19 protein-coding genes are annotated in these 20,756 nt (G+C 64.9%); 14 read left to right on the top strand and 5 right to left on the bottom strand.

All coding sequences use genetic code 11. The features are described 5' to 3' along the window. Together KHO41_RS38815 and KHO41_RS38820 are read left to right on the top strand one after the other, a co-directional pair. Positions 1 to 1,280 (top strand): DUF748 domain-containing protein (locus KHO41_RS38815; RefSeq protein WP_211958524.1); only part of this gene is annotated, 1,280 nt, incomplete at its 5' end. Positions 1,281 to 1,427: 147 nt separating this feature from the next. Beyond that, positions 1,428 to 1,625: a rubredoxin gene (locus KHO41_RS38820; protein ID WP_211958525.1), complete on the top strand. Its 198-nt coding sequence runs from the start codon at positions 1,428 to 1,430 to the stop codon at positions 1,623 to 1,625. Positions 1,626 to 1,668: 43 nt separating this feature from the next. Here KHO41_RS38820 and KHO41_RS38825 read toward each other — a convergent pair whose 3' ends face one another. After that, positions 1,669 to 1,827, bottom strand: a complete 159-nt coding sequence (locus KHO41_RS38825; RefSeq protein ID WP_211958526.1) for a hypothetical protein — start codon at positions 1,825 to 1,827, stop codon at positions 1,669 to 1,671. A gap of 45 nt (positions 1,828 to 1,872) precedes the next feature. Next, the gene (locus KHO41_RS38830) at positions 1,873 to 2,055 is read right to left on the bottom strand and encodes a hypothetical protein (protein WP_211958527.1); all 183 of its coding nucleotides are present in this window, start codon (positions 2,053 to 2,055) and stop codon (positions 1,873 to 1,875) included. Positions 2,056 to 2,325: 270 nt separating this feature from the next. Between KHO41_RS38830 and KHO41_RS38835 the strand changes: the two genes are divergently transcribed. The 7 genes from KHO41_RS38835 (at position 2,326) to KHO41_RS38865 (ending at position 9,204) form a co-directional block, all read left to right on the top strand. Beyond that, positions 2,326 to 2,829 carry a hypothetical protein gene (locus KHO41_RS38835; RefSeq protein WP_211958528.1) on the top strand — a complete coding sequence of 168 codons (504 nt, stop codon included), beginning with the start codon at positions 2,326 to 2,328 and terminating at the stop codon, positions 2,827 to 2,829. A 313-nt stretch (positions 2,830 to 3,142) separates the two neighbouring features. After that, positions 3,143 to 4,477, top strand: coding sequence for a cytochrome c oxidase subunit II (locus tag KHO41_RS38840; protein WP_211958529.1), 1,335 nt, complete (start codon positions 3,143 to 3,145; stop codon positions 4,475 to 4,477). A 10-nt stretch (positions 4,478 to 4,487) separates the two neighbouring features. Continuing rightward, a complete protein-coding gene (ctaD, locus tag KHO41_RS38845; RefSeq protein WP_211958530.1) occupies positions 4,488 to 6,245 on the top strand; it encodes a cytochrome c oxidase subunit I in 1,758 nt (585 codons plus the stop codon). Beyond that, the gene (locus tag KHO41_RS38850; RefSeq protein ID WP_211958531.1) at positions 6,242 to 6,889 is read left to right on the top strand and encodes a cytochrome c oxidase subunit 3 family protein; all 648 of its coding nucleotides are present in this window, start codon (positions 6,242 to 6,244) and stop codon (positions 6,887 to 6,889) included. The genes ctaD and KHO41_RS38850 overlap by 4 nt, the downstream gene beginning before the upstream one ends. Positions 6,890 to 6,913: 24 nt before the next feature. Further along, complete coding sequence (locus KHO41_RS38855; RefSeq protein WP_211958532.1) at positions 6,914 to 7,597, top strand: heme-copper oxidase subunit III family protein; 684 nt, start codon at positions 6,914 to 6,916, stop codon at positions 7,595 to 7,597. Between the two features lie 8 nt (positions 7,598 to 7,605). Then, the gene (locus KHO41_RS38860; protein ID WP_211958533.1) at positions 7,606 to 7,971 is read left to right on the top strand and encodes a cytochrome C oxidase subunit IV family protein; all 366 of its coding nucleotides are present in this window, start codon (positions 7,606 to 7,608) and stop codon (positions 7,969 to 7,971) included. A 9-nt stretch (positions 7,972 to 7,980) separates the two neighbouring features. Then, a complete protein-coding gene (locus tag KHO41_RS38865) occupies positions 7,981 to 9,204 on the top strand; it encodes a DUF2252 domain-containing protein (protein WP_211958534.1) in 1,224 nt (407 codons plus the stop codon). 15 nt (positions 9,205 to 9,219) lie between these two features. Here KHO41_RS38865 and KHO41_RS38870 read toward each other — a convergent pair whose 3' ends face one another. Next, positions 9,220 to 10,647 (bottom strand): NAD-dependent succinate-semialdehyde dehydrogenase, encoded by a 1,428-nt coding sequence (locus KHO41_RS38870; protein WP_211958535.1) that lies wholly within the window; start codon positions 10,645 to 10,647, stop codon positions 9,220 to 9,222. A 300-nt stretch (positions 10,648 to 10,947) separates the two neighbouring features. Here KHO41_RS38870 and KHO41_RS38875 point away from each other — a divergent pair, with 300 nt between their 5' ends. Beyond that, complete coding sequence (locus KHO41_RS38875; RefSeq protein ID WP_211958536.1) at positions 10,948 to 11,997, top strand: patatin-like phospholipase family protein; 1,050 nt, start codon at positions 10,948 to 10,950, stop codon at positions 11,995 to 11,997. Positions 11,998 to 12,024: 27 nt separating this feature from the next. Here the strand turns inward: KHO41_RS38875 and KHO41_RS38880 are convergent, their stop codons facing one another. Both KHO41_RS38880 and KHO41_RS38885 read right to left on the bottom strand, forming a co-directional pair. Next, positions 12,025 to 12,639 (bottom strand): HD domain-containing protein, encoded by a 615-nt coding sequence (locus KHO41_RS38880; RefSeq protein WP_211958537.1) that lies wholly within the window; start codon positions 12,637 to 12,639, stop codon positions 12,025 to 12,027. A gap of 25 nt (positions 12,640 to 12,664) precedes the next feature. Further along, positions 12,665 to 16,078 carry an adenylate/guanylate cyclase domain-containing protein gene (locus KHO41_RS38885; protein WP_211958538.1) on the bottom strand — a complete coding sequence of 1,138 codons (3,414 nt, stop codon included), beginning with the start codon at positions 16,076 to 16,078 and terminating at the stop codon, positions 12,665 to 12,667. A 137-nt stretch (positions 16,079 to 16,215) separates the two neighbouring features. Between KHO41_RS38885 and KHO41_RS38890 the strand changes: the two genes are divergently transcribed. The 4 genes from KHO41_RS38890 to KHO41_RS38905 all read left to right on the top strand — a co-directional run bounded on the left by KHO41_RS38890 (position 16,216) and on the right by KHO41_RS38905 (position 20,602). Beyond that, the gene (locus KHO41_RS38890; protein ID WP_211958539.1) at positions 16,216 to 17,706 is read left to right on the top strand and encodes an MATE family efflux transporter; all 1,491 of its coding nucleotides are present in this window, start codon (positions 16,216 to 16,218) and stop codon (positions 17,704 to 17,706) included. Positions 17,707 to 18,126: 420 nt separating this feature from the next. Next, positions 18,127 to 18,588, top strand: coding sequence for a tripartite tricarboxylate transporter TctB family protein (locus KHO41_RS38895; protein ID WP_211958540.1), 462 nt, complete (start codon positions 18,127 to 18,129; stop codon positions 18,586 to 18,588). A 12-nt stretch (positions 18,589 to 18,600) separates the two neighbouring features. Continuing rightward, the gene (locus KHO41_RS38900) at positions 18,601 to 20,103 is read left to right on the top strand and encodes a tripartite tricarboxylate transporter permease (RefSeq protein ID WP_211958541.1); all 1,503 of its coding nucleotides are present in this window, start codon (positions 18,601 to 18,603) and stop codon (positions 20,101 to 20,103) included. A gap of 202 nt (positions 20,104 to 20,305) precedes the next feature. Then, positions 20,306 to 20,602 carry a helix-turn-helix transcriptional regulator gene (locus KHO41_RS38905; RefSeq protein WP_211958542.1) on the top strand — a complete coding sequence of 99 codons (297 nt, stop codon included), beginning with the start codon at positions 20,306 to 20,308 and terminating at the stop codon, positions 20,600 to 20,602. The last annotated feature ends 154 nt before the right edge of the window (positions 20,603 to 20,756 follow it).

Here is a 20,756-nt window from a genome sequence, read left to right on the forward strand (position 1 = left end):
CGGCCTCCGCGCCGGCCGCTGCGCCGCCGCCGGCTGCCGCCGGCCCGAAGCCGCAGGTGCTGATCGGTGGCGTGTCGGTGGACAAGGGCAACATCAATTTCTCCGACTTCTTCGTCAAGCCGAATTACAGCGCCAACCTCACCGGCATGAAGGGCTCGGTGTCGAAAGTCTCGTCGGGCGATCCGACGCCGGCCGATCTCGTGCTCAATGGCCGGCTTGATGACGACGCGCCGGTCAGCATCAGCGGCAAGATCAATCCGCTCGGCGAGCAGCTCTATCTCGATATCGCCGCCAAGGCATCGGGCGTGGAGCTGACGCGCCTGACGCCGTATGCGGCCAAGTACGCGGGGTATCCGATCACCAAGGGCAAGCTCACCGTGGACGTGGCCTACAAGATCGACCACGGCAAGCTCGATGCGAGCAATCACCTGTACCTGGACCAGCTTACGTTCGGCGACAAGGTTGACAGCCCAGACGCCACCAAGCTGCCTGTGCTGCTGGCCGTATCGCTGCTCAAGGACCGCCACGGCGTGATCGACGTGAACCTGCCCGTGTCCGGCTCACTGTCGGATCCGGAGTTCAGCATCGGCGGCGTGATCGTGCGCGTGATCGTGAACCTGCTGGCCAAGGCGATCACCTCGCCGTTCGCACTGATCGGATCGGCATTCGGCGGAGGCAGCGGCGAAGAGCTTGGCTATGTCGAATTTGCGCCGGGCACGTCGACACTGACGCCCGCCGCGAAGGAGAAGATCGCCACTGTTGCCAAGGCGCTCAACGACCGGCCGTCGCTGAAGCTCGAGATCAGCGGCCGCATTGACCCGGCCACCGATGAGGCCGGCGCCCGCCGCGCATGGCTCGACGCCCGCGTGGCGGAGCAGAAGCGGCGCGACCTGCGCAAGAGCGCGCAGGAAGGCGACGAAGCCAGCGATAGCGAGGCCGGCGAGCAGGGCGCCGACGTGAAGGTGTCGAAGCAGGAGTATCCGAAGTACCTCGAAGAGGTCTACAAGCGCGCCTCCGTGAAGAAGCCGCGCAACTTCATCGGCATGGCCAAGTCGCTGCCGCCCGAGGAAATGGAAAGGCTGCTGATGGCGAATGCCGAAGTGTCGGAGACTGACCTCAGGCACCTGGCCGATCAGCGTGCGCTGGTCGTCAAGCAGTCGCTCGAGCGCGACGGCAAGGTGCCCGAAGACCGGCTGTTCCTGACCGCGCCACATCTGAATGCCGAAGGCATCAAGGACAAGGGGGCGCCGAACCGCGTCGATTTCTCGGTCCGGCAATAGGCCGTCAGGGCTGTCAGCAAGGAGCCGGCGCCAACCGGGCACCACCGGGGCGCCGGCGGCTGCTTTCGTTTGCCTGTCGCAAAAACCGCGTATGATTCGGCCCGGTGAAACGATCAGGCCGCCAGCGGGCGGCCGTTACAGGAGAACGTGTTGCAGGATCAGCTGGAAGAAGTCGTCGCCTACAAGACCTGGGTTTGTGTGATCTGTGGCTGGGTGTACGACGAAGAACAGGGCTGGCCCGATGACGGCATTGCCCCGGGCACCCGCTGGGAAGACATTCCCGATGACTGGCGCTGCCCCGAATGTGACGTGGGCAAGGCCGACTTCGCGATGATCGAACTGTAACGTCGCCGGCTTGTGCCGGTGGCGTCATCCGCGGCAGCAGTCCTCAGTGACGTGCTGCATGCCGGCAGATGCCCATACGCTGCCGATGCTGCGCGCAACGCCGGTAGCGCATGCGATAGGGGTGGCTGCATCGCCACAGTGCGACCGCAACGGTCATGCATAGCAGCGCCACCATGACGGTAGCAAGCAGGCCGATCGACATTGGGCGGCCCTCCTCTCTCTCGAAATACCAATCGGGCCTTGCGGCTCAGATCAGCAACGGCAATGCCTCCAGTACCAGAACCGCTACGAGCGCACCGATCAGGGCGCCCATCGTGCGGCAACTGATACGCAGAAACCTGGCGGTCACCGGGATCGAACCCATGGCGATCACGCCTACCAGTGCCATCGGGATCAGGAATACAAGATCGTGCGCCTGGAAATGCCACATGGCGGTCTCCTGTCTCTCTGTCTTGTGATTCCAGTATAGACAGTGTGTGGCGAATGAACGGCCGCATGCATCGGGATTGACCCGCATGCCGAGGTGGCAAATCGCGTACCGTGCGTGTCACCTCATGCCATGCAATGTGTGGCGCTGCGCGGACTCCGGCATCTTTTTCGGCCCACGGGGTCTAATTCTGCAACCCGCGTGTCCTATGCTGAGCAAATACGCGGGCCTATCGCGTGGCCTATTGCGTAATACATAGAGGCGGAGGTGGCTATGGAACTTCACATGCATTCGCACCATTATGTGCGACGCTCACCGGACTGGACTGCTGCGGCAGTGTCCGGGCTGGCGGCCGGCGCATTGCTGCTGGTGGTGGAGCTGTTCTGGTCGACGATGGTGTCGGGCGTGAATCCGTGGGGGACCACACGCATGATCGCCGCCATCCTGATGGGCCGTGACGTCTTGCAGACGTCGCTGTTCAGCGTGGGTACCGTGGCTGCCGCACTGATGATCCACTTCGTGCTGGGTGCCGTGCTCGGGATGGTGCTTGCGGTGATCATCGCGCCGTTCCAGCTCGATTCGAGCATTCGCATGATCCTGCTCGCGGGCGCCGTGTTTGGCCTGGCGGTCTACCTGTTCGACTTCCATGTCATGACACGCTTCTTCACGTGGTTCGCCGACGCGCGTGGCTGGCACACGCTGGTTGGCCACCTGATCTTCGGCATGGTGGCGGCGGTTTGCTACTGGAAGCTGGAAAGCAAGGACGTATCGCATTGAGCGCTGCCGGGGCGGAGCGGGCGACTCGCGCCGCCTGAACCGCGCCATATTGCTGCCGCATTGCAACAGGGCGGTTTTGCCGCGCGCTTTGCTACTACACGGGCCGCGTGCGACGACAACGGCGGATGGGTAACGACGCCCCATCCGCCGTTTTTTCCTGCGCGGCAGCTTGTGCGATGCGGCAAACGCGCGCATCTGTCTGGCGCGGTCTCGCCCCGATGTCGCCTTGCAGTGACCTGACGGTATGCACTAGTCTTATCTCAACCCTGCGTGACTTCCGCATCCCTTGCCACGCGCGAGGAGGAGGGTGGATATGGCGATGGCCATCGTACTCGTTGTCATCGTCGTCGCTTCGGTGCTCTTTCATTTCCTGAGCCCGTGGTGGGCGACCCCGCTGGCGTCCAACTGGAAGCAGATGGACGACACGCTGACCATTACGCTGGTCATCACAGGTATCTTCTTCGTCGTCATCAACTTGTTCCTTGGCTACATGGTCTGGCGCTTCCGCCATGATGCGCCGCGGCACGGCGCACAGCGCGGTCATCGTGCCGACTACCATCCCGAGAACAGGAAGCTCGAAATCTGGCTGACCATCGGCACCGCGATCGGCGTGATGGCGCTGCTCGCGCCGGGCCTGTTCGTCTATGCGGACTACGTGCGCCCTCCGCGCGAGGCGATGGTGCTCGAAGTGATCGGCCAGCAATGGCAATGGGCATTCCGCTTCCCGGGCAAGAGCGGCCAGCTCGGTACATCCGACCCGCGTTTCGTCAGCGGCACCAACCCGCTTGGCCTCAACCCGGACGATCCGCGCGGCCAGGACAACATCGTCATCAGCGGCCCCGAAGTGCACCTGCCGTTGAACCGGCCAGTCAAGGTGCTGCTGCGCTCGCGCGACGTGCTGCATGATTTCTATGTGCCCCCGTTCCGCGCGCGCATGAACATGGTGCCGGGCATGGTGACGTCGTTCTGGTTCACGCCGACGCAGGCCGGACGCTTCGAGATCCTGTGCGCGCAGCTTTGCGGCGTGGGGCACTACAACATGCGCGGCATGGTGGTGGTGGAAGAGCAGGCCGCGTTCGACGCATGGCTGGCCAAGCAGCCGACCTTTGCGATGACGCTCGCCAAGGCCGCCGCACCGCCGGCAGTCGCGCCGACGGCAGCGGCCGGTGGTGCGACCGGCATGGATCCCGCGCTGCTGGAAAAGGGCCGTGCGCTGGCGCAGAGCAAGGGATGCGCGGGATGCCACAGCATCGACGGCAACCCCGGCGTGGGTCCGACGTGGAAAGGTTTGTACGGCAGGACCGAGACCTTCGCCGACGGCAGCAGCGCGCCAGTCAACGATGCCTTCCTGAAAGAGGAAATCACCAATCCGCAGGCTCGCCTGGTCAAGGGGTTCGGCCCGGTCATGCCGAAGATAGCGCTGACCGACGATGAAGTCGGCGCCCTGGCCGCGTATATCCGCTCGCAGGGCAGCGGTGCAGACACAGGAACCGCGCCGCCTGAATCGGCATCGGCAGGGGCGCCCACAGGGGCCACCGCTGCGGCCGAGACCAGCTCGCAGGCAGCGTCGTCGGCATCGGGCACCTACACGACATCCAATGCCGCCGTGGTGCCGCCGTCGGCCTCGCCCAAGGCGGCGACGAAGTGAGGAGAGACGCATGGCTTACGCCGATGATGCCGACCACCACGCACCGCAGAGCTTCTGGACCCGCTACGTCTGGAGCCAGGACCACAAGGTGATCGCCGTGCAGTACACCATCACGGCCATCGTGGTGGGACTGGTCGGCGTGGCGCTGTCGAACCTGATGCGCATGCAGCTCGGGTTCCCCGGCAAGTTCGATTTCATCGACGCTAACCGCTACTACCAGTTCGTCACCATGCACGGCATGATCATGGTGATCTACCTGCTGACGGCGCTGTTCCTCGGCGGCTTCGGCAACTACCTGATCCCGCTGATGGTCGGGGCGCGCGACATGGTGTTCCCGTTCCTGAACATGCTCAGCTACTGGGTCTACCTGCTGTCGGTGATCGTGCTGCTGGCGAGCTTCTTCGTGCCCGGCGGGCCTACCGGTGCGGGCTGGACGCTGTATCCGCCGCAGGCGATCCTGCCCGGCACGCCGGGCTATGAGTGGGGCATCATCCTGATGCTGGTGTCGCTGGGCATCTTCATCGTCGCGGCGACAATGGGCGGCCTCAACTACGTCACCACTGTGCTGCAGGCCCGCACCGAGGGCATGACGCTGCTGCGCATGCCGTTGTCGGTATGGGGCATCTTCATGGCGACCATCCTGGCGCTGCTGGCATTTCCGGCGCTGTTCGTCTCGGCCGTGATGATGCTGCTCGACAGGACGCTCGGCACTAGCTTCTTCATGCCGGCGATGGTGTCGATGGGCCAGCAGCTGAACTACAAGGGCGGCAGCCCGCTGCTGTTCCAGCACCTGTTCTGGTTCTTCGGACATCCGGAGGTGTATATCGTCGCGCTGCCGGCGTTCGGCATCGTCTCGGATCTGGTCAGCGTGCATGCGCGCAAGAGCATCTTCGGCTACCGCACCATGGTGTGGGCCATTCTGGCGATCGGCGTGCTGTCGGTGGTGGTGTGGGCGCACCATATGTTCGTGAGCGGCATGAACCCGTACTTCGGCTTCTTCTTCGCCACGACCACGCTGATCATCGCGATTCCCACGGCCATCAAGGTCTACAACTGGGTCATCACGCTGTGGCGCGGCGATATTCATTTCTCCGTGCCGATGCTGTTCGCGATTGCGTTCATCAGCACCTTCGTCATCGGCGGGCTGACAGGGCTGTTCCTCGGCAACGTGAGCGTGGATATCCCGCTGTCGAACACGTATTTCGTGGTTGCGCACTTCCATATGGTGATGGGCGTGTCGCCGATCCTGGTGGTGTTCGGCGGTATCTACCACTGGTATCCGAAGGTGACGGGCCGCATGCTCGACGACACCATGGGCCGAGTCCATTTCTGGACCACGTTCATCGGCACCTACGCGATCTTCTTCCCGATGCATTACCTCGGCGTGCTCGGCATGCCGCGGCGCTACTACGCGTACGAGAACTACGCCTTCATTCCCGAATCGGCGCACGTGATGAACATGTACATCTCGATTGCGGCCTTCATCGTGGCGGCGGCCCAGTTGCTGTTCGTATTCAACCTTGCGTGGAGCCTGTGGCATGGGCGCAAGGCCGATGGCAATCCGTGGCGCGCGGCATCGCTCGAATGGCAGACGCCCGAGACGCCGCCCGCGCATGGAAACTGGGGCCCGCACCTGCCGGTGGCGTACCGTTGGGCCTATGCGTACAGCGTGCCGGGCGCGAAGGAAGACTTTATCGCGCAGAACGCGCCGCCTGAAGAGGGCGGTGCCGAGCCCGAACCGCACGCCAGCCGGGGAGCCGTGGCATGAACGCCGAAGCTGTCTACAAGGTCAGCCGTGATGATTTCGGCGGCAATCCGTCAGGTGGCGGACAGACCCGCAACGGACAAGCGGGCGGCGCGCCCGCGAGCATTGGCCTGTGGGTCTTCATGGGCGTGGTCACGGTCTTGTTCGCACTGTTCCTGACGGCGTATGCGATGCGCATGGACAGTCCTGACTGGCAGCGCATTGCACTGCCATGGCAAGTGTGGCTGTCTACCGCGCTGCTGACGGCAGGCAGTGTGGCCATGCAGGCCGCAGTGCGCCTGGCTCGCGCGGGCCGCATGGCCGGGGCGCGGCAGGCGCTGCGTCTGGGCGGACTCGGTGCGGCGGCTTTTGTGGGGTCCCAGCTATGGGCGTGGCTGGCGCTGCACGCGATCCATGTCGGGCCGGCGAGCAACCCGGCGGGCAGCTTCTTCTACCTGCTGACCGCCATGCATGGGCTGCACGTGCTCGGCGGTCTCGCGGGCTGGGCCTTTGCGGCGGGATTCCGCGGTAGCGGCGAAGGTGCGATGCTGCGCATGACGCTGTGCGCGCGTTACTGGCATTTCCTGCTTGCGGTGTGGGTGGTGCTGCTGGCCGCGCTTGGCTGGCTCACGCCCGAAATCGTGCGCTATATCTGCGGCACCGCATAGCCTGCGGCGCCGAGGAGGTTCCCCATGTCATCGAACGTTTCGACACAGCCTGCCGTGGCCACGGGTCTGCGCGGCCTGGTGGCGGACTGGTCGTCGGACCAGCGCGCCTTCAAGGTGTCGTGGGGCAAGGCGATGATGTGGATCTTCCTGCTGTCCGATACCTTCGTGTTCAGCTGCTTCCTCACGGGGTACATGACGGTGCGCATGGCGACGACGGTGCCGTGGCCCAACCCCAGCGAGGTCTTCGGCCTGCGCATCGGCGGGCACGACGTGCCGCTGCTGCTGATCGCGATCATGACGTTCGTGCTGATCACCAGCAGCGGCACGATGGCCATGGCGGTCAATTTCGCGTACCGGCGCCAGCGGCGCCAGTGTGCGCTGCTGATGCTGGTGACCGCGCTGTTCGGCGCGACCTTTGTCGGCATGCAGGCGTTCGAGTGGACCAAGCTGATTGTTGAAGAGGGCGTACGTCCGTGGAGCAACCCGATGGGCGCGCCGCAGTTCGGCTCGACCTTCTTCATGATCACCGGCTTCCATGGCCTGCATGTGAGTTGCGGCGTGATCTACCTGTTGATCGTCGCCACCAAGGTCCTGCGCGGCCGCTACGAAGCGTCCGGCAACTACCAGATCGTTGAGATCGCGGGCCTGTACTGGCACTTCGTGGACCTGGTCTGGGTCTTCATCTTTGCGCTGTTCTATCTCTGGTGAGGCTTGCCATGGCTTCGACTCACACACCTGCCGCCCCGGGCGCCGCACATGGCCCCGGCGACGAGGCACACACCGGCCAGCAGCATCCCATCGGCCTCTACCTGAAAATCTGGCTGCTGCTGTTCGTGCTGTCCACGCTGTCCTACATGGTGGACTACGTCGGTTTCACCGGCTACCTGCGCTGGACGCTGATCCTGCTGCTCATGGTGTTGAAGGCGGGCCTGATCATCGCTGTCTTCATGCATATGGCCTGGGAGCGCATGGCGCTGATCTGCGCGATCCTGGTGCCGCCGCTGTGCCTGCTGATCCTTGTGTGGCTGATGGCGGAAGAGGCAAACTACACGTTCCTGACGCGCGGTATCTTCTTCCACTGACCATCACACATGCATCCTGCCACCGAAGCCATCCTCCGATTCAACCACGGTCGAGATCCCGAGCGCTTCACCCGCAAGCTCGCCGCCATTGCCGCCGACCCGTTCGCGTTCTTTCGCGGCACCAACCATCTGTACGTCGCGTCGCTGCGCAATGAGGACGCGCTGCTGGACGCGCCGACCACCTACGTCTGTGGCGACCTGCACCTGGAGAACTTCGGCAGCTTCAAGGGCGACAACGGCCTGGTCTACTTCGACCTCAACGACTTCGATGACGCACTGCTGGCGCCGCTGACCGTGGATGTGGTTCGCGTGCTATCCAGCGTGATGGTTGCTGCCGGGCAGATCGGCTTGTCGGACGAGGATGCGCAGCGCGCCAGCGAGGCGATGCTGGCCGAGTATGCGGCGGTGCTGCAGCGCGGAAAGCCCCGCTGGCTCGAGCGGGCCACGGCGATGGGGATGGTGGCAACCCTGCTGCGCCGGGTCAAGCGGCGCCGGCGCGGCGAACTGGTGGCGGAACGCGCGCAACTGCGCAAGGGCCGGCAGCGGCTCGTCTGCGACGGCCGGCACGCGCTGCCCGCCGACAAGGCGGCGCGTCAGCGGGCCCTGGAAATCCTGGCTGCCTATTCGGGCCAGAGACATGGCCACCGGTTCCGCGCCGAAGACGTGGCGCGGCGTGTGGCCGGTATCGGCAGCCTGGGACTGGAGCGCTACGTGGTGCTGGCGCGTGACGAACGCGCGGGCGGCATGCCGCGCCTGATCGACATCAAGCGTGCCGCGCCTTCCGCGTGGGACGACCTGCCTAACCGTGCCCAGCCACGCTGGAGCAGCGACGCAAGCCGCGTGGCCACCGTGCAGCAGATCATGCAGGCAGCATCGCCCGCACTGCTCTCGCCGGTGGAGATGGGGAAAGCGTCGTATCTCGTGAAAAGCCTGCAGCCGACTGCGGACCGGGTCAACCTGGCGCACTGCGACAGCGCCGCCGCGCTGCGCGAAGTGCTTGAAACCATGGCCCATGCTGCAGCCTGGGCACACCTGCGCGGATGCGGGCATCACGCTGCGGACCGTATCGAGCAACTTCAGGAATTTGCCGCGGGAGCCCGCTGGCGCAGGTCGGTGCTGCGACTGGCGCGACATGGCCACGCGGTGTCGCTGGCCCAATGGAAGGCCTATGCGGAGGACTATCGAAAGGCCATCAGCAGCGCCGCCCCAGAGTCGGCGGGCGGCGCGCAGTAGGTCGCGGGCGGGCCGTCAGACCTGCGTGATGAACTTGGTGACCAGGTAGCCGTCGAACGTCTCCTGGCCGCCTTCGCTGCCAATGCCCGAGTCCTTGATGCCGCCGAACGGCGTTTCGGCCAGCGCCATGCCGAAATGGTTGATGTTGACCATGCCGGCTTCCAGGCCGTTGGACACCTCGGTGGCGGTCTTCAGCGAATTGGTGAAGACGTACGAGGCCAGCCCGAACGGCAGGCTGTTGGCGCGGCGCAGCACTTCGGCCGTGTCCTTGAAACGCGTAACCGGCGCGACCGGGCCGAACGGCTCGTCGACCATCAGCTTGGCATCGTCCGGCAGGTCGGTCACGACGGTCGGGGCGAAGAAGTAGCCCTTGTCGCCAATGCGCGAACCACCGGCCACGACCTTGCCGCCGCGCTGGTTCGCGTCGTCCAGGAACTGCTCCATCGAGAACACCCGGCGCTCATGTGCGAGCGGGCCCATCTGCGTGCCGTCTTCCAGCCCGTTGCCGACCTTGATCGAGCCGATCACCTCGGTGAAGCGGGCCAGGAACTTGTCATAGGCCTTTTCCTGCACGTAGAAGCGGGTCGGGGAGACGCAGACCTGGCCCGCGTTGCGCAGCTTGAAGCGCGCCAGCATTTCGGCAGCGGGTTCGATATCGGCATCATCGAACACCAGCACCGGCGAGTGGCCGCCCAGCTCCATCGTCACGCGTTTCATGTGGGCGCCGGCCAGCGCGGCCAGCTGCTTGCCCACGGGCACCGAACCCGTGAACGAGATCTTGCGCACGATCGGCGATTCGATCAGGTAGGTCGATACCTCGCTCGGCACGCCCCAGACGATGTTCAGCACGCCCGCCGGCAGGCCGGCATCGTGGAACAGCTGCGCCAGCGCGACCACGGCGCTGGGCGAATCTTCCGGGCCCTTCAGGATCAGCGTGCAGCCAGCGCCCACGGCCGACACGATCTTGCGGATGGCCTGGTTGAACGGGAAATTCCAGGGCGTGAAGGCCGCGCACACGCCGATCGGCTCGCGCACGACGATCTGGCGCACATTGGGCTGGCGCGGCGGGATCACGCGGCCATAGATGCGGCGGCATTCCTCGGCGTGCCAGTCGGCATGCTCGGCGCAGACCAGCACTTCACCGACGGCTTCGGCCAGCGGCTTGCCCTGGTCCAGCGTGATATTGCGTCCGATGTCCTTGGCGCGCTCGCGTGCCAGTTCGCCGACGCGGCGCAGGATCTTCGAGCGCTCCAGCGGCGACGTCTTCTTCCAGCTTTCAAAGGCACGCTGGGCGGCGGCCAGCGCGCGGTCCAGGTCGGCGCGGCTGGCGTGCGGCAGCTTGCCCAGGACTTCCTGGGTGGCGGGGTTGAGCACGTCCTGCTCCTTCCGGTCGCCGCCCTTGATGAATTCCCCGTCGATATAGAGGGCAAGATCCTGGTACATGCGTGTTCTCCTGGTGGTCGTGTCAGACATTCCGGCCGCGCGTCGGTGCGCGCTGCCAAGTCCGCTAGCTTAACGCGTCGGCGCGGAACGTGCTGACCACCGATGTCGGCACGGTGGGTGGCACAAGCCGCAAGGGTGCAGGACCGCCCGCAAACGTACGGCGACAGGGCCACATCTTCACTACACTCTACAAAAACGGGTCGCGTCGGAGCCACGTCCCCCGGCGCAGTGCCGGAACCCCGGGGCGAGGCAGGCAGCAGGGTACCTCCGTGCCCCCGGCCGCATACCAGGAGCCACGCCATGGATGGAAACACGGGCAGTCGTGCCGGCGGCGAACGCAAACCGATCGCACTGGCTCTGCAGGGCGGTGGCATGCACGGTGCGTTCACCTGGGGCGTGATTGACCGGCTCCTGGAGGATGGCAGGCTGGAGATCGAAGGCATCAGCGCCACAAGTGCCGGCGCCATGAATGCCGCCGTGCTCGCCTACGGCATGCTCAAAGGGGGGCCAGACGGCGGCCGCCAGGCGCTACATGACTTCTGGCAGGCCATCGCCAGTTCGGCCGAACGCTACAGTCCGTTTCGCTGGGTGCCGTCGTGGATGAAAGGCGGCCACAGCTTCGGCCTGGACAGTTCGCCGCTGTATGCGATGGCCGACATGGTGCTGCGCATCATGTCGCCATACCAGTTCAACCCGCACAACATGAACCCGCTGCGGGACGTACTGGCCAGCCAGGTGGATTTTGAGGCATTGCGCCGCCAGTGCCCGTGCCACCTGTTCCTGTGCGCGACCAACGTGGAGACGGGGAAGATACGCCTCTTCACCGCCCCGGAACTGTCCATCGAGGCCGTGCTGGCGTCCACCTGCCTGCCCACGCTGTTCCAGTCCGTGACCGTGGATGGCCAGCACTACTGGGACGGCGGCTACGTCGGCAACCCGGCCATTTTCCCGCTGATCTACCAGTGCAAGACGCACGATGTCGTGATCGTCCATATCAATCCGATCGTGCGTCCGGGCGTGCCCCGCAGCGCCGCCGATATCCTCAACCGTGTCAACGAGGTCAGCTTCAATTCGTCCCTGATGCGCGAAATGCGCGCGATTGCCTTCGTGACTTCGCTGATCCAGCAGGGCAAGGTCGACAGGGCCGAGATGAAGGAGATGCGGATCCATTCGGTCCGCAATGACGAGACCATGGCCGCGCTCAGCGTATCGAGCAAATACAACGCGGACTGGAAGTTCCTGTGTTCCCTGCGCGACAAGGGCCGCGACCATGCCGGCACGTGGCTCGAGCACAATTACGAGCACGTCGGGCAGCGGTCCAGCGTGGATATCAGCGGGGAATTCCTCTGAGCGTTTGCCTCTGTGCGTTTGCACTGCTCAGCCCGGCGCAGGCTGCGCCAGCCGCAGCGCGAGATTGCGCCGCGCCACCGCTTCGTAGCGGTCGTGGAACAGGTCGGTGTGGTAGAGGCGAGGGCGCGTCAGCAGCCTGCTCAGGTACTTGCGCTCGGCCTTGTCGTAGGCGGTGTCGTCCAGGTCGGGACGTTCGGCGCGCAGCAGCTTCGCGTTGCGGCGAAAGCGGGCGTTGTGGCTGCCCAGCGTCGCCAGGTCTATGTCCACGGTAAAGCAGCCGGCAGGGTCGGACGGTACGCGCATGTGCGTGGTGTCCAGGATCATGGCAGCAATGCGGTCCGCCTCGGCAATCTGGCCGTCGGCCCGGCCCAGGAACCATTGCGCGCTGCGCGCCTCGTTGTCGGATGCACCCGGTACGTAGATTACGTCATGGCACCAGAGTGCCAACTCCACCGCGTCGACGTCCGGAATCCGCGCACGCCCCCAGTCGAGGTCGCGCAGGCAGCGGCGCACGTGGTACAGGGTGTGGTAATACCTTCCCGGTCCCTCGTAATACTGCGCCAGCTCCTGGTAGGTGTCCTGCGCACGGCCGCCGCCGCAGCGCGACCACAATGATTCGAAGCGGGTCTGGATCCGGTTCATGCGCGTTCTCCGCGGCGGCGGCCGTTCAGCCGACCTCGTCCAGAAAGGCCTTGGCCTGTTGCAGATCGAGCGTATCAAAGCCTTCGCGGAACACGCCGTAGATGCCGGCAAGCACCTGGCGCGCGGCATCGGCCTTTCCCTTGCGTCGCCACAACCGCGCGAGGCTCAGCGCCGCGCGCAGTTCCAGCGACCTGGCGCCCTGCTGGCGCGCCATGGCGACGGCCTTGTGGAAGCAGTCTTCCGCCTCTTCGCGGGCCAGCGTGCTGTCGCCGGATTCGGCCAGGACCAGCTCTCCCTTCTGCCGCAGCAGGCCGGAGGCGTCGAGCCGTTCGCCGGTCTGTTCGATGATCGACATGGCTTCATCCACCAGCGCCAGGCCGGTCCGGAAGTCGCCGGCCATGTTATGCGCATCGGCCAGCAGCCCCAGCAGGCTGGGTCTGGCCAGCGACGCGCCGGTCGCGGCGTAGGCGTCCAGTCCCTCCCGCATCAGGGCGATGCCTGCCTGGTGGCTTCCGCGCTCGGCCACGGCCCAGCCCTGCAGCACCTTGCCCCATGCCAGGTAGATCGGAAAGCCCTGCTCGCCGGAAATGTCGGTGGCCGCCTCGGCAAATTCGCGTACCTGCTGCACCTCGCGCCGGCACACATGCACCTCGGCCGCAAAGATCAGGCACAGGGCAAGGTTGAATGCGTCGGGGCGCTGCCGCGACAGCGCCAGGGCCTCCAGCGAGCGCGCGCGCGCCAGGTCCGGCAGACCCTGGTACCACAGGATCCACCCCAGCGTGGCCATGGCGTGCACGGCCGGGTCGCGCCCATAGCCGAGCAGGAAATCATAGGACGACTGGTCCGGCCGCTGTACGGTCAGCACCTGTTCCATGTGGTCGCGCGCGGCGCTGATCTGGCCCAGGCGGAAGGTCGTCGATCCCTGTACGCGATGCCCTTCGGCGAGCTGATCGGGCTTGTGCGAGCGCATTGCCATGCCGAGCAGCCGTTTGCCGAGCGGCAGCGACACGTTGTACTGCGCGCGCAGCTGGTAGAACGCCCACAGCCCGAGCTGCGCGGAAAAGACCTGTGGCGTGGGCTCGCCCTGTTCGCACAGCGCCAGCGCGCGCCGGTAGTTGGCTTCGACCTCGGTGGCGGCCTGCCCGCGTGTCGCGATCAGCGCGGGCCCCAGCGTCAGCAGCAGCGCGAGTTCCTGCCGCAAGCGCTCGGGCGTGTCGGGCAACCGCTTGAGCAGCGCAATGGCGTCGTCCAGGTGGCCGATGGCTTCGGGCAGGGCAGAGCGCTCCAGTGCCTGCTGGCCGGCGTAGTGCAGGTATTCAATCGCCTTCGGCACATTGCCGCTGAGGCTGTAGTGGTGGGCGAGTTCGCCGCAGTAATCCTTGAGCCGGCCCGGGAACAGCGACTCGATCGCATGCGCGGTGCGCTCGTGCAGCGCGCTGCGCCGCTCTGTCAGCAAGCTGTGGCCCGCCACTTCCTGCGTCAGCCCATGCTTGAACGCGTACTCCACATCGGGGAAGGCCGGTTGTTCGTAGATGAAGTCGGCGGCCTGCAGCGCGGCCAGCAGCGGCCGCAACGCGTCGTCGTCCGCGCCGGTGACATGGCGAATGAGGCTCAGCGAGAACTCCTTGCCGATCACCGCGAGTGTCTGCAGCAACTCCTTCTGTGCCACGGGCAGGCGGTCGATACGCGCGGCCAGTACGCCCTGCACGGTGGTAGGAATATGCAGCAGCGCCGGCGCCTGTTCGATGCGGAAGCTGCCGGACACGCCCAGCAGCACGCCTTCCTCGGTCAGCGTCTGGACCACTTCCTCCATGAAGAACGGGTTGCCTTCGGTCTTGTCGAGGATCAGCCGCTTGAGCGGCACTAGGCTGCGATCGTCGCCGAGCAGCGCAGTCAGCAGCCCCTGTGCCTCGGCGGGGCCCAGCGGTTCGAGATGCAGCTGCGTGTAGGCGCCGCCGTGCCACTCGTGCGCATACTCGGGGCGGTAGTTCACCTGCAGCAGGATGCTGGCGGCCGGCACATGATCGACGAGGATATTGAGAAAGCCTTCGGTCTCGCCGTCGAGCCACTGCAAGTCCTCGAAGATCAGCGCGAGCGGCTGGTTCTGGCTTTCGCGCACCAGCAACTGGGCAATGGCTTCGAAGGTGCGCTGGCGCCGGATCGCGGCATCCATGGTCGGCAATGTCGAATCTGGATCGCTGCTGCCGAGCAGGTAGAGCAGGTAGGGCAGATGAGCTTCCAGCGAACGATCGAGCGTCAGCAGCCTGCCTGTGACCTTCTCGCGGCAGACGCGGTCGTTGTCCTGTGCCGCGACCTGGAAATAGTTCTTCAGCAGTTCGATCAGCGGCAGGTAGGCAAAGGCCTTGCCGTGCGAGACCGAGAACGTTTCCAGCACCAGGCAGCCTTGCCGCGACCTTGCCTTGAATTCGTGGAAGAGCCGCGATTTGCCCACGCCGGCCTCTCCGACCACGCCGACGATCTGCCCGCTGCCGGCTTTCGCCAGGTCGAGCGCGGCGTGCAATTGCTCCAGCTCTGCCTGGCGGCCCACGAACCGGGCCAGCCCGCGGTGCGCGGCGACCTGCAGGCGCGTGCGCAACGGGCCGAGTCCCAGCACCTCGTAGACCGGCAACGGCTCGCGCACGCCCTTGACATGTGTGGTGCCGAGCGCCTTGAACTCGAAATAGCCCTCGGTGAGCTTGTGGGTCGACTCGCTGATCAGGATCGATGCCGGCGTGGCCACGCCTTCCATGCGCGAGGCGATGTGGATGGTATGCCCCACCGGATCGTAGTCGGTGTGCAGGTCGTCCTTGCGGATCGAGCGCACCACGACTTCGCCGGTATGAATGCCAACCCGGATTTGCAAAGGGATGCCAAGCTCGAGCCGGACACGGTCGCTGTGGCGACGCATCGCCTCCTGCATGCGCAGTGCCGCATACAGGGCTCGCAGCGCGTGGTCCTCGTGCGCAATGGGGGCGCCGAACAGCGCTAGGATGCCGTCGCCGAGGAATTTGGCGACGTAGCCCTCGTAGTGGTGCACGGCCTCCATCATCAGCGTGGCGACCGGGTCGATCAGCCGACGGGCTTCCTCCGGGTCCAGGTCTTGCGTGAGGGCTGTGGAACCCGCCATGTCGGCGAACAGCGCGGTGATGGTCTTGCGTTCGCCCGCGGCTTCGCCGCGTGCTTCCATGGCCGCGCGTTCCGCAAGGATGCGTTCGGCAAGGTGAGGTGGCGTGTATTGGACCGGGGCGGCGACTGCGGAAGGGGCGGGGGGCTGTGCGGCGGGCAGGCCGGCCAGCGCGGCGCCGCATCCCCGGCAGAATTTCGCCGTCGGGCCGGCGGGCTCGCCGCATTGCGGGCAGGTCCGTGGCAGCCCGGCACCGCACTCCTCGCAGAAGTTGGCTTTTGCGAGGTTCTCGAACCCGCAATTTGTGCAGCGCATATAGCCTCCTGCCGCCCTGGTCTGCCCCAGCCCGGCTTTATCCATTAGACGCGCGATCCGGGCGGTTGGCAAGGCACGCAACGCGAGCTGTCGGGATCGCGTATGCTGGCAGGCTAACCTGTTTGCGCAAGGACGCTATGAAGCCTGATGCCAGACTCACCACCGGCCCCATCGGCCGGACCCTGCTGCTGTTTTCGCTGCCGGTGCTTGGCAGCAACATCCTGCAGTCGCTCAATGCCTCGATCAACTCTGTCTGGGTCGGGCGCTATCTCGGCGAAGCCGCGCTGACCGCCACGTCGAACGCCAACATCATCCTGTTCTTCCTGCTGGGCGTGGTGTTCGGCATCAGCATGGCCAATACCATCATGATCGGGCAGGCGGTCGGCGCGCGCGACCTGGATGAGGCGCGCGCGATCGTCGGCACCAGCACCACGTTCTTCGTGCTGTTGTCCGTGGCCGCGTCGATCTTCGGCTTCATCTTCACGCCGGACATCCTGGCAGCGATGCAGACCCCGCACGATGCCGCACCGCTGGCCGTGACGTACCTGCGCATCATCTTCATCGCGCTGCCGTTCATGTACTTCTACAACTTCGTGATGATGACGCTGCGCGGCGCCGGGGACTCGCGCACGCCGTTCTATTTCATGCTGTTGTCGGCGGTGCTCGACGTGGTGCTCAATCCGGTGCTGATCTTCGGCGTGGGGCCGCTGCCCGCGCTCGGCATCGCGGGCTCGGCGCTGGCAACGCTGATCGCGCAGCTCACGAGCCTGGTCGCGATGATTGCGCTGCTTTATCGCCGCCGCCATTTCCTGCTGCTGCACCGCGAACAGCTGGCGCTGCTGAAGCCGGACCCGGCCATCATCCGCGCGCTGGTGGCAAAGGGCTTGCCGATGGGCTTGCAGATGGTGGTGATCTCGTCGTCGGCGATCGTGATGATGTCGCTGGTCAACGCCTACGGGTCGCAGACGACTGCTGCATACGGTGTGGCTTCCCAGCTCTGGACATACGTGCAGATGCCAGCGCTGGCGGTCGGTGCGAGCGTGTCATCCATGGTGGCGCAAAACGTCGGTGCGGGCCTCTGGCATCGCGTTACGCGCATCACGCGCGTGGGCCTGCTGTTCAACCTGGCGATGACGGGGGCGCTGGTCAGTCTCGTCTACCTGTTCGACCGCAACTCGCTCGGGCTGTTTCTCGGCACGGACAGCGTGGCCATCGGCATCGCGCAGCATATCAACCTCATCGTGCTGTGGTCGTTCATCCTGTTCGGCTTCACCATCGTGATCTTCGGCACGGTGCGTGCCACCGGTGCTGTCATGGCGCCGCTGGTCATCCTGTTCCTGTCGATGTGGGTAATCCGGCTGCCGTTTGCATGGAGCGTTGGCAAGAGCTGGGGTGCCGAGGCGATCTGGTGGAGCTTTCCGCTGGGTTCCGTCGTGTCGGTCGCGCTGGCGGCCGGCTACTACCGCTTCGGCAACTGGCGCGCGAGCCATATCCTGCCCGTGCCGGCCCATGCACCCGAGGCAGTGGGGCAGGCGCCTGATACCAGCATGGGCACGCCGTGCGAAGACGCCGGCCCGGCATCCGATGCGGACGGCATGCCACCCCGCACCGTGGAAACCGTGCGTTGAAAGCCAATCGAAAGATCGGCATGGCATCGTTGCGTCCGCTGCCGTTTTCCGCGGCGCGGATGCACTCGCTCGCTGGTCTGCCGGTGGCGATCGCACACACCCGATTTCCTTCCTGATACCGCGCCGATGCCGCATGGCAACGGCGCGCGTCTGTTGTTTCCGTCTTCCTTCTTCGCTGTTTCTGGTGCCACATGAATGCATCATGGTGTGATGTATTCGTGCGCGAACTCGCACGCCAGGCTTGTTCCATCGTGGCTCATCGGTGAATACCCCTAATCCAAGACAAATGAAAGGCGGCTGAAAGATCGCGTCTTTAAGGTTCCGATCAACCGTCGGGGCATGCGTTTGCATGCAGCACTCCGCGACAGAGCCAAGGCGCGGCACCGGCACGGCATTTTGTGAACTTTGAGGAGAATCGTTTTGCGCATACGTAGCCAAAAGGACTTTGCCTCCGGCCTGATGTTCATTCTGGTCGGTCTGGGCTTTTCCTGGGTCGCACGCGGCTATTCCATGGGAACCGCCGCGAAAATGGGGCCCGGATACTTTCCATTCCTGCTCGGTCTGGTGCTGGCCGTGCTCGGCGCGCTGGTGCTGATCGCGTCGCTGTCGAGCAAGGGCGAGGAAGACCATCTCGCACGCTGGGATCTAAAGACGCTGCTGTGGATTCTCGGTTCGGTAGTGCTGTTCGGCCTGCTGCTCAAGCCTTTGGGCATGGTGCTGTCGGTGCTGGTGCTGGTGCTGGTGTCGTCAATGGCCAGCCATGAGTTCAGCTGGAAGGGCGCCATACTCAACTCGATCATCCTCGTGCTGATCAGCCTGGGTGCCTTCGTGTACGGCATCAACCTGCAGATGCCGGTGTGGCCTGCATTCATCACCGGTTAAGGGAGCGCCGAGATGGAATTGATTGAACACCTTTCACTGGGATTCTCGACGGCACTGTCGCTGCAGAATCTCGCCTATGCGTTCCTGGGCTGCGTGCTCGGGACGCTGATCGGCGTGCTGCCGGGCCTGGGGCCGCTGGCTACCATCGCCATGCTGCTGCCGGTGACCTACACGCTGCCGCCGGTGGCCGCGCTGATCATGCTGGCCGGTATTTACTACGGCGCGCAGTACGGCGGCTCCACCACCGCGATTCTGGTGAACCTGCCCGGTGAATCGTCGTCGGTGGTGACAACGATCGACGGCTACCAGATGGCAAGACGAGGACGAGCGGGCGTGGCACTGGCCACATCCGGCCTTGGCTCGTTCTTCGCCGGCTGCGTGGCCACGCTGATCCTGGCTGCATTTGCCACGCCGCTGTCGGAACTGGCCTTCAAGTTCGGTCCCGCCGAGTACTTCTCGCTGATGGTGCTGGGCCTGATCGGCGCCGTGGTGCTGGCCTCGGGCTCGCTGCCGAAGGCAGTCGCGATGATCGTGCTGGGCCTGCTGATGGGCCTGATCGGTACTGACGTGAACTCGGGCGCGGCGCGCTTCTCGTTCGACGTGCCTGAACTGACCGATGGCATCGACTTCGTCGCGCTGGCCATGGGTATGTTCGGCTTCGCGGAAATCATCGCGAACCTGGAGCAGAAGGAGCAGCGCGAAACCTTCACCGACGCGGTGACCAACCTGTGGCCGACCAAGGAAGACTTCAAGCGCATGGCGCCTGCCGTGCTGCGCGGCACGTTGCTGGGCTCGGCGCTGGGCATCCTGCCGGGCGGCGGTGCGGCACTGGCTTCGTTCGCGGCCTACTCGCTGGAAAAGAAGACCTCGAAGTACTCGCACGAGTTCGGCAAGGGCGCGATCGAAGGCGTGGCAGGTCCGGAATCGGCCAACAACGCCGCGGCGCAGACCTCGTTCATCCCGCTGCTGACGCTTGGCATTCCGCCTAACGCCGTGATGGCGCTGATGGTCGGTGCCATGACCATCCACAACATCCAGCCCGGCCCGCAGGTGATGACCAGCAACCCGGCGCTGTTCTGGGGCCTGATCGCCTCGATGTGGATCGGCAACCTGATGCTCATCATCCTGAACCTGCCGATGATCGGCATCTGGGTGAAGCTGCTGACCGTGCCGTATCGCTTCCTGTACCCGGCCATTCTCGTGTTCTGCGGCATTGGCGTGTACTCGGTCAACAACCAGACCTTCGACGTGTTCATGGCGGCAGGCTTCGGCGTGATCGGCTACCTGTTCCTGAAGCTCAAGTGTGAACCGGCTCCGCTGCTGCTGGGTTTCGTGCTGGGACCGATGATGGAAGAAAACTTCCGCCGCTCGCTGCTGCTGTCGCGTGGTGATTTCACCGTATTCGTGACGCGTCCGCTGTCGATGGGCCTGCTGATCGCTGCAGCGGCACTGGTGGCCGTGGTGGCTCTGCCGTCGATCAAGGCCAAGCGCGAAGAAGCGTTCCAGGAGGAGTAGCCCCCCAGGCGCTCCGGAGCCGCGCCGCCCAACGGTGGCGTGCATACGCAAGCATTCGGGGTGCCTTCGTGCACCCCGTTTTTTCTTGCAGCGGAGAAAGTCTCCGCGACGATGTGGAACAAGAGAGTGCCCGACTGCGGTTGCAGTCATGGGCCGCGCAAGATGAACAGTGACTCCGCTCCGTGGAGCTTCGCCAGCGCCCATGAAATCGCCTTCCCTTGACCGGGTCTTTTCCCGGATTTATATCCTCAAGCTCGTACACGCGAGCCCGTCGACTGTGATGAACCTCGTCGACCGGCTGCGCGAATACGGGCTTGAACTGAACATCCGCTCGCTGCGGCCGATCCTGCGCAGCCTGATGATCGCGCGTGCGATCACGGCTGAGTTGGTGGAAGGTAGTGGCCGGGTGTATTGCATCACTGATAGCGGTCGCGATGAGCTTGAACGCTATTTGTCGCATCTTGATGTTCTCAAGAGGGATGGGGGCGGGGGGGCTTGATTCAGCGGGGGGAGGCTTCTCGCATTTGGGCTGGTTATCGCTTTTGGCATGCGCCGCTGTTTCGCCGGCGTAGCCGGCGACCTACTCTTTTGTCCGAGCGACAAAAGAGTAGGCAGAAAAGCGCGTCGTTGCCGCTGGCCATCAATTCCACGGT

Origin of the sequence: Cupriavidus numazuensis (genome assembly GCF_905397435.1) — a bacterium.
GTDB lineage: Bacteria > Pseudomonadota > Gammaproteobacteria > Burkholderiales > Burkholderiaceae > Cupriavidus > Cupriavidus numazuensis.

Bases quoted from the DNA above. Each gene is read 5' to 3' on its own strand.
- ctaD (WP_211958530.1), top strand. From the start codon at position 4,488: ATGGCTTACGCCGATGATGCCGACCACCACGCACCGCAGAGCTTCTGG.
- KHO41_RS38890 (WP_211958539.1), top strand. From the start codon at position 16,216: ATGAAGCCTGATGCCAGACTCACCACCGGCCCCATCGGCCGGACCCTG.
- KHO41_RS38875 (WP_211958536.1), top strand. From the start codon at position 10,948: ATGGATGGAAACACGGGCAGTCGTGCCGGCGGCGAACGCAAACCGATC.
- KHO41_RS38860 (WP_211958533.1), top strand. From the start codon at position 7,606: ATGGCTTCGACTCACACACCTGCCGCCCCGGGCGCCGCACATGGCCCC.
- KHO41_RS38850 (WP_211958531.1), top strand. From the start codon at position 6,242: ATGAACGCCGAAGCTGTCTACAAGGTCAGCCGTGATGATTTCGGCGGC.
- KHO41_RS38900 (WP_211958541.1), top strand. From the start codon at position 18,601: ATGGAATTGATTGAACACCTTTCACTGGGATTCTCGACGGCACTGTCG.
- KHO41_RS38885 (WP_211958538.1), bottom strand. From the start codon at position 16,078: ATGCGCTGCACAAATTGCGGGTTCGAGAACCTCGCAAAAGCCAACTTC.
- KHO41_RS38840 (WP_211958529.1), top strand. From the start codon at position 3,143: ATGGCGATGGCCATCGTACTCGTTGTCATCGTCGTCGCTTCGGTGCTC.
- KHO41_RS38825 (WP_211958526.1), bottom strand. From the start codon at position 1,827: ATGTCGATCGGCCTGCTTGCTACCGTCATGGTGGCGCTGCTATGCATG.
- KHO41_RS38870 (WP_211958535.1), bottom strand. From the start codon at position 10,647: ATGTACCAGGATCTTGCCCTCTATATCGACGGGGAATTCATCAAGGGC.
- KHO41_RS38905 (WP_211958542.1), top strand. From the start codon at position 20,306: ATGAAATCGCCTTCCCTTGACCGGGTCTTTTCCCGGATTTATATCCTC.
- KHO41_RS38880 (WP_211958537.1), bottom strand. From the start codon at position 12,639: ATGAACCGGATCCAGACCCGCTTCGAATCATTGTGGTCGCGCTGCGGC.
- KHO41_RS38855 (WP_211958532.1), top strand. From the start codon at position 6,914: ATGTCATCGAACGTTTCGACACAGCCTGCCGTGGCCACGGGTCTGCGC.
- KHO41_RS38865 (WP_211958534.1), top strand. From the start codon at position 7,981: ATGCATCCTGCCACCGAAGCCATCCTCCGATTCAACCACGGTCGAGAT.
- KHO41_RS38830 (WP_211958527.1), bottom strand. From the start codon at position 2,055: ATGTGGCATTTCCAGGCGCACGATCTTGTATTCCTGATCCCGATGGCA.
- KHO41_RS38835 (WP_211958528.1), top strand. From the start codon at position 2,326: ATGGAACTTCACATGCATTCGCACCATTATGTGCGACGCTCACCGGAC.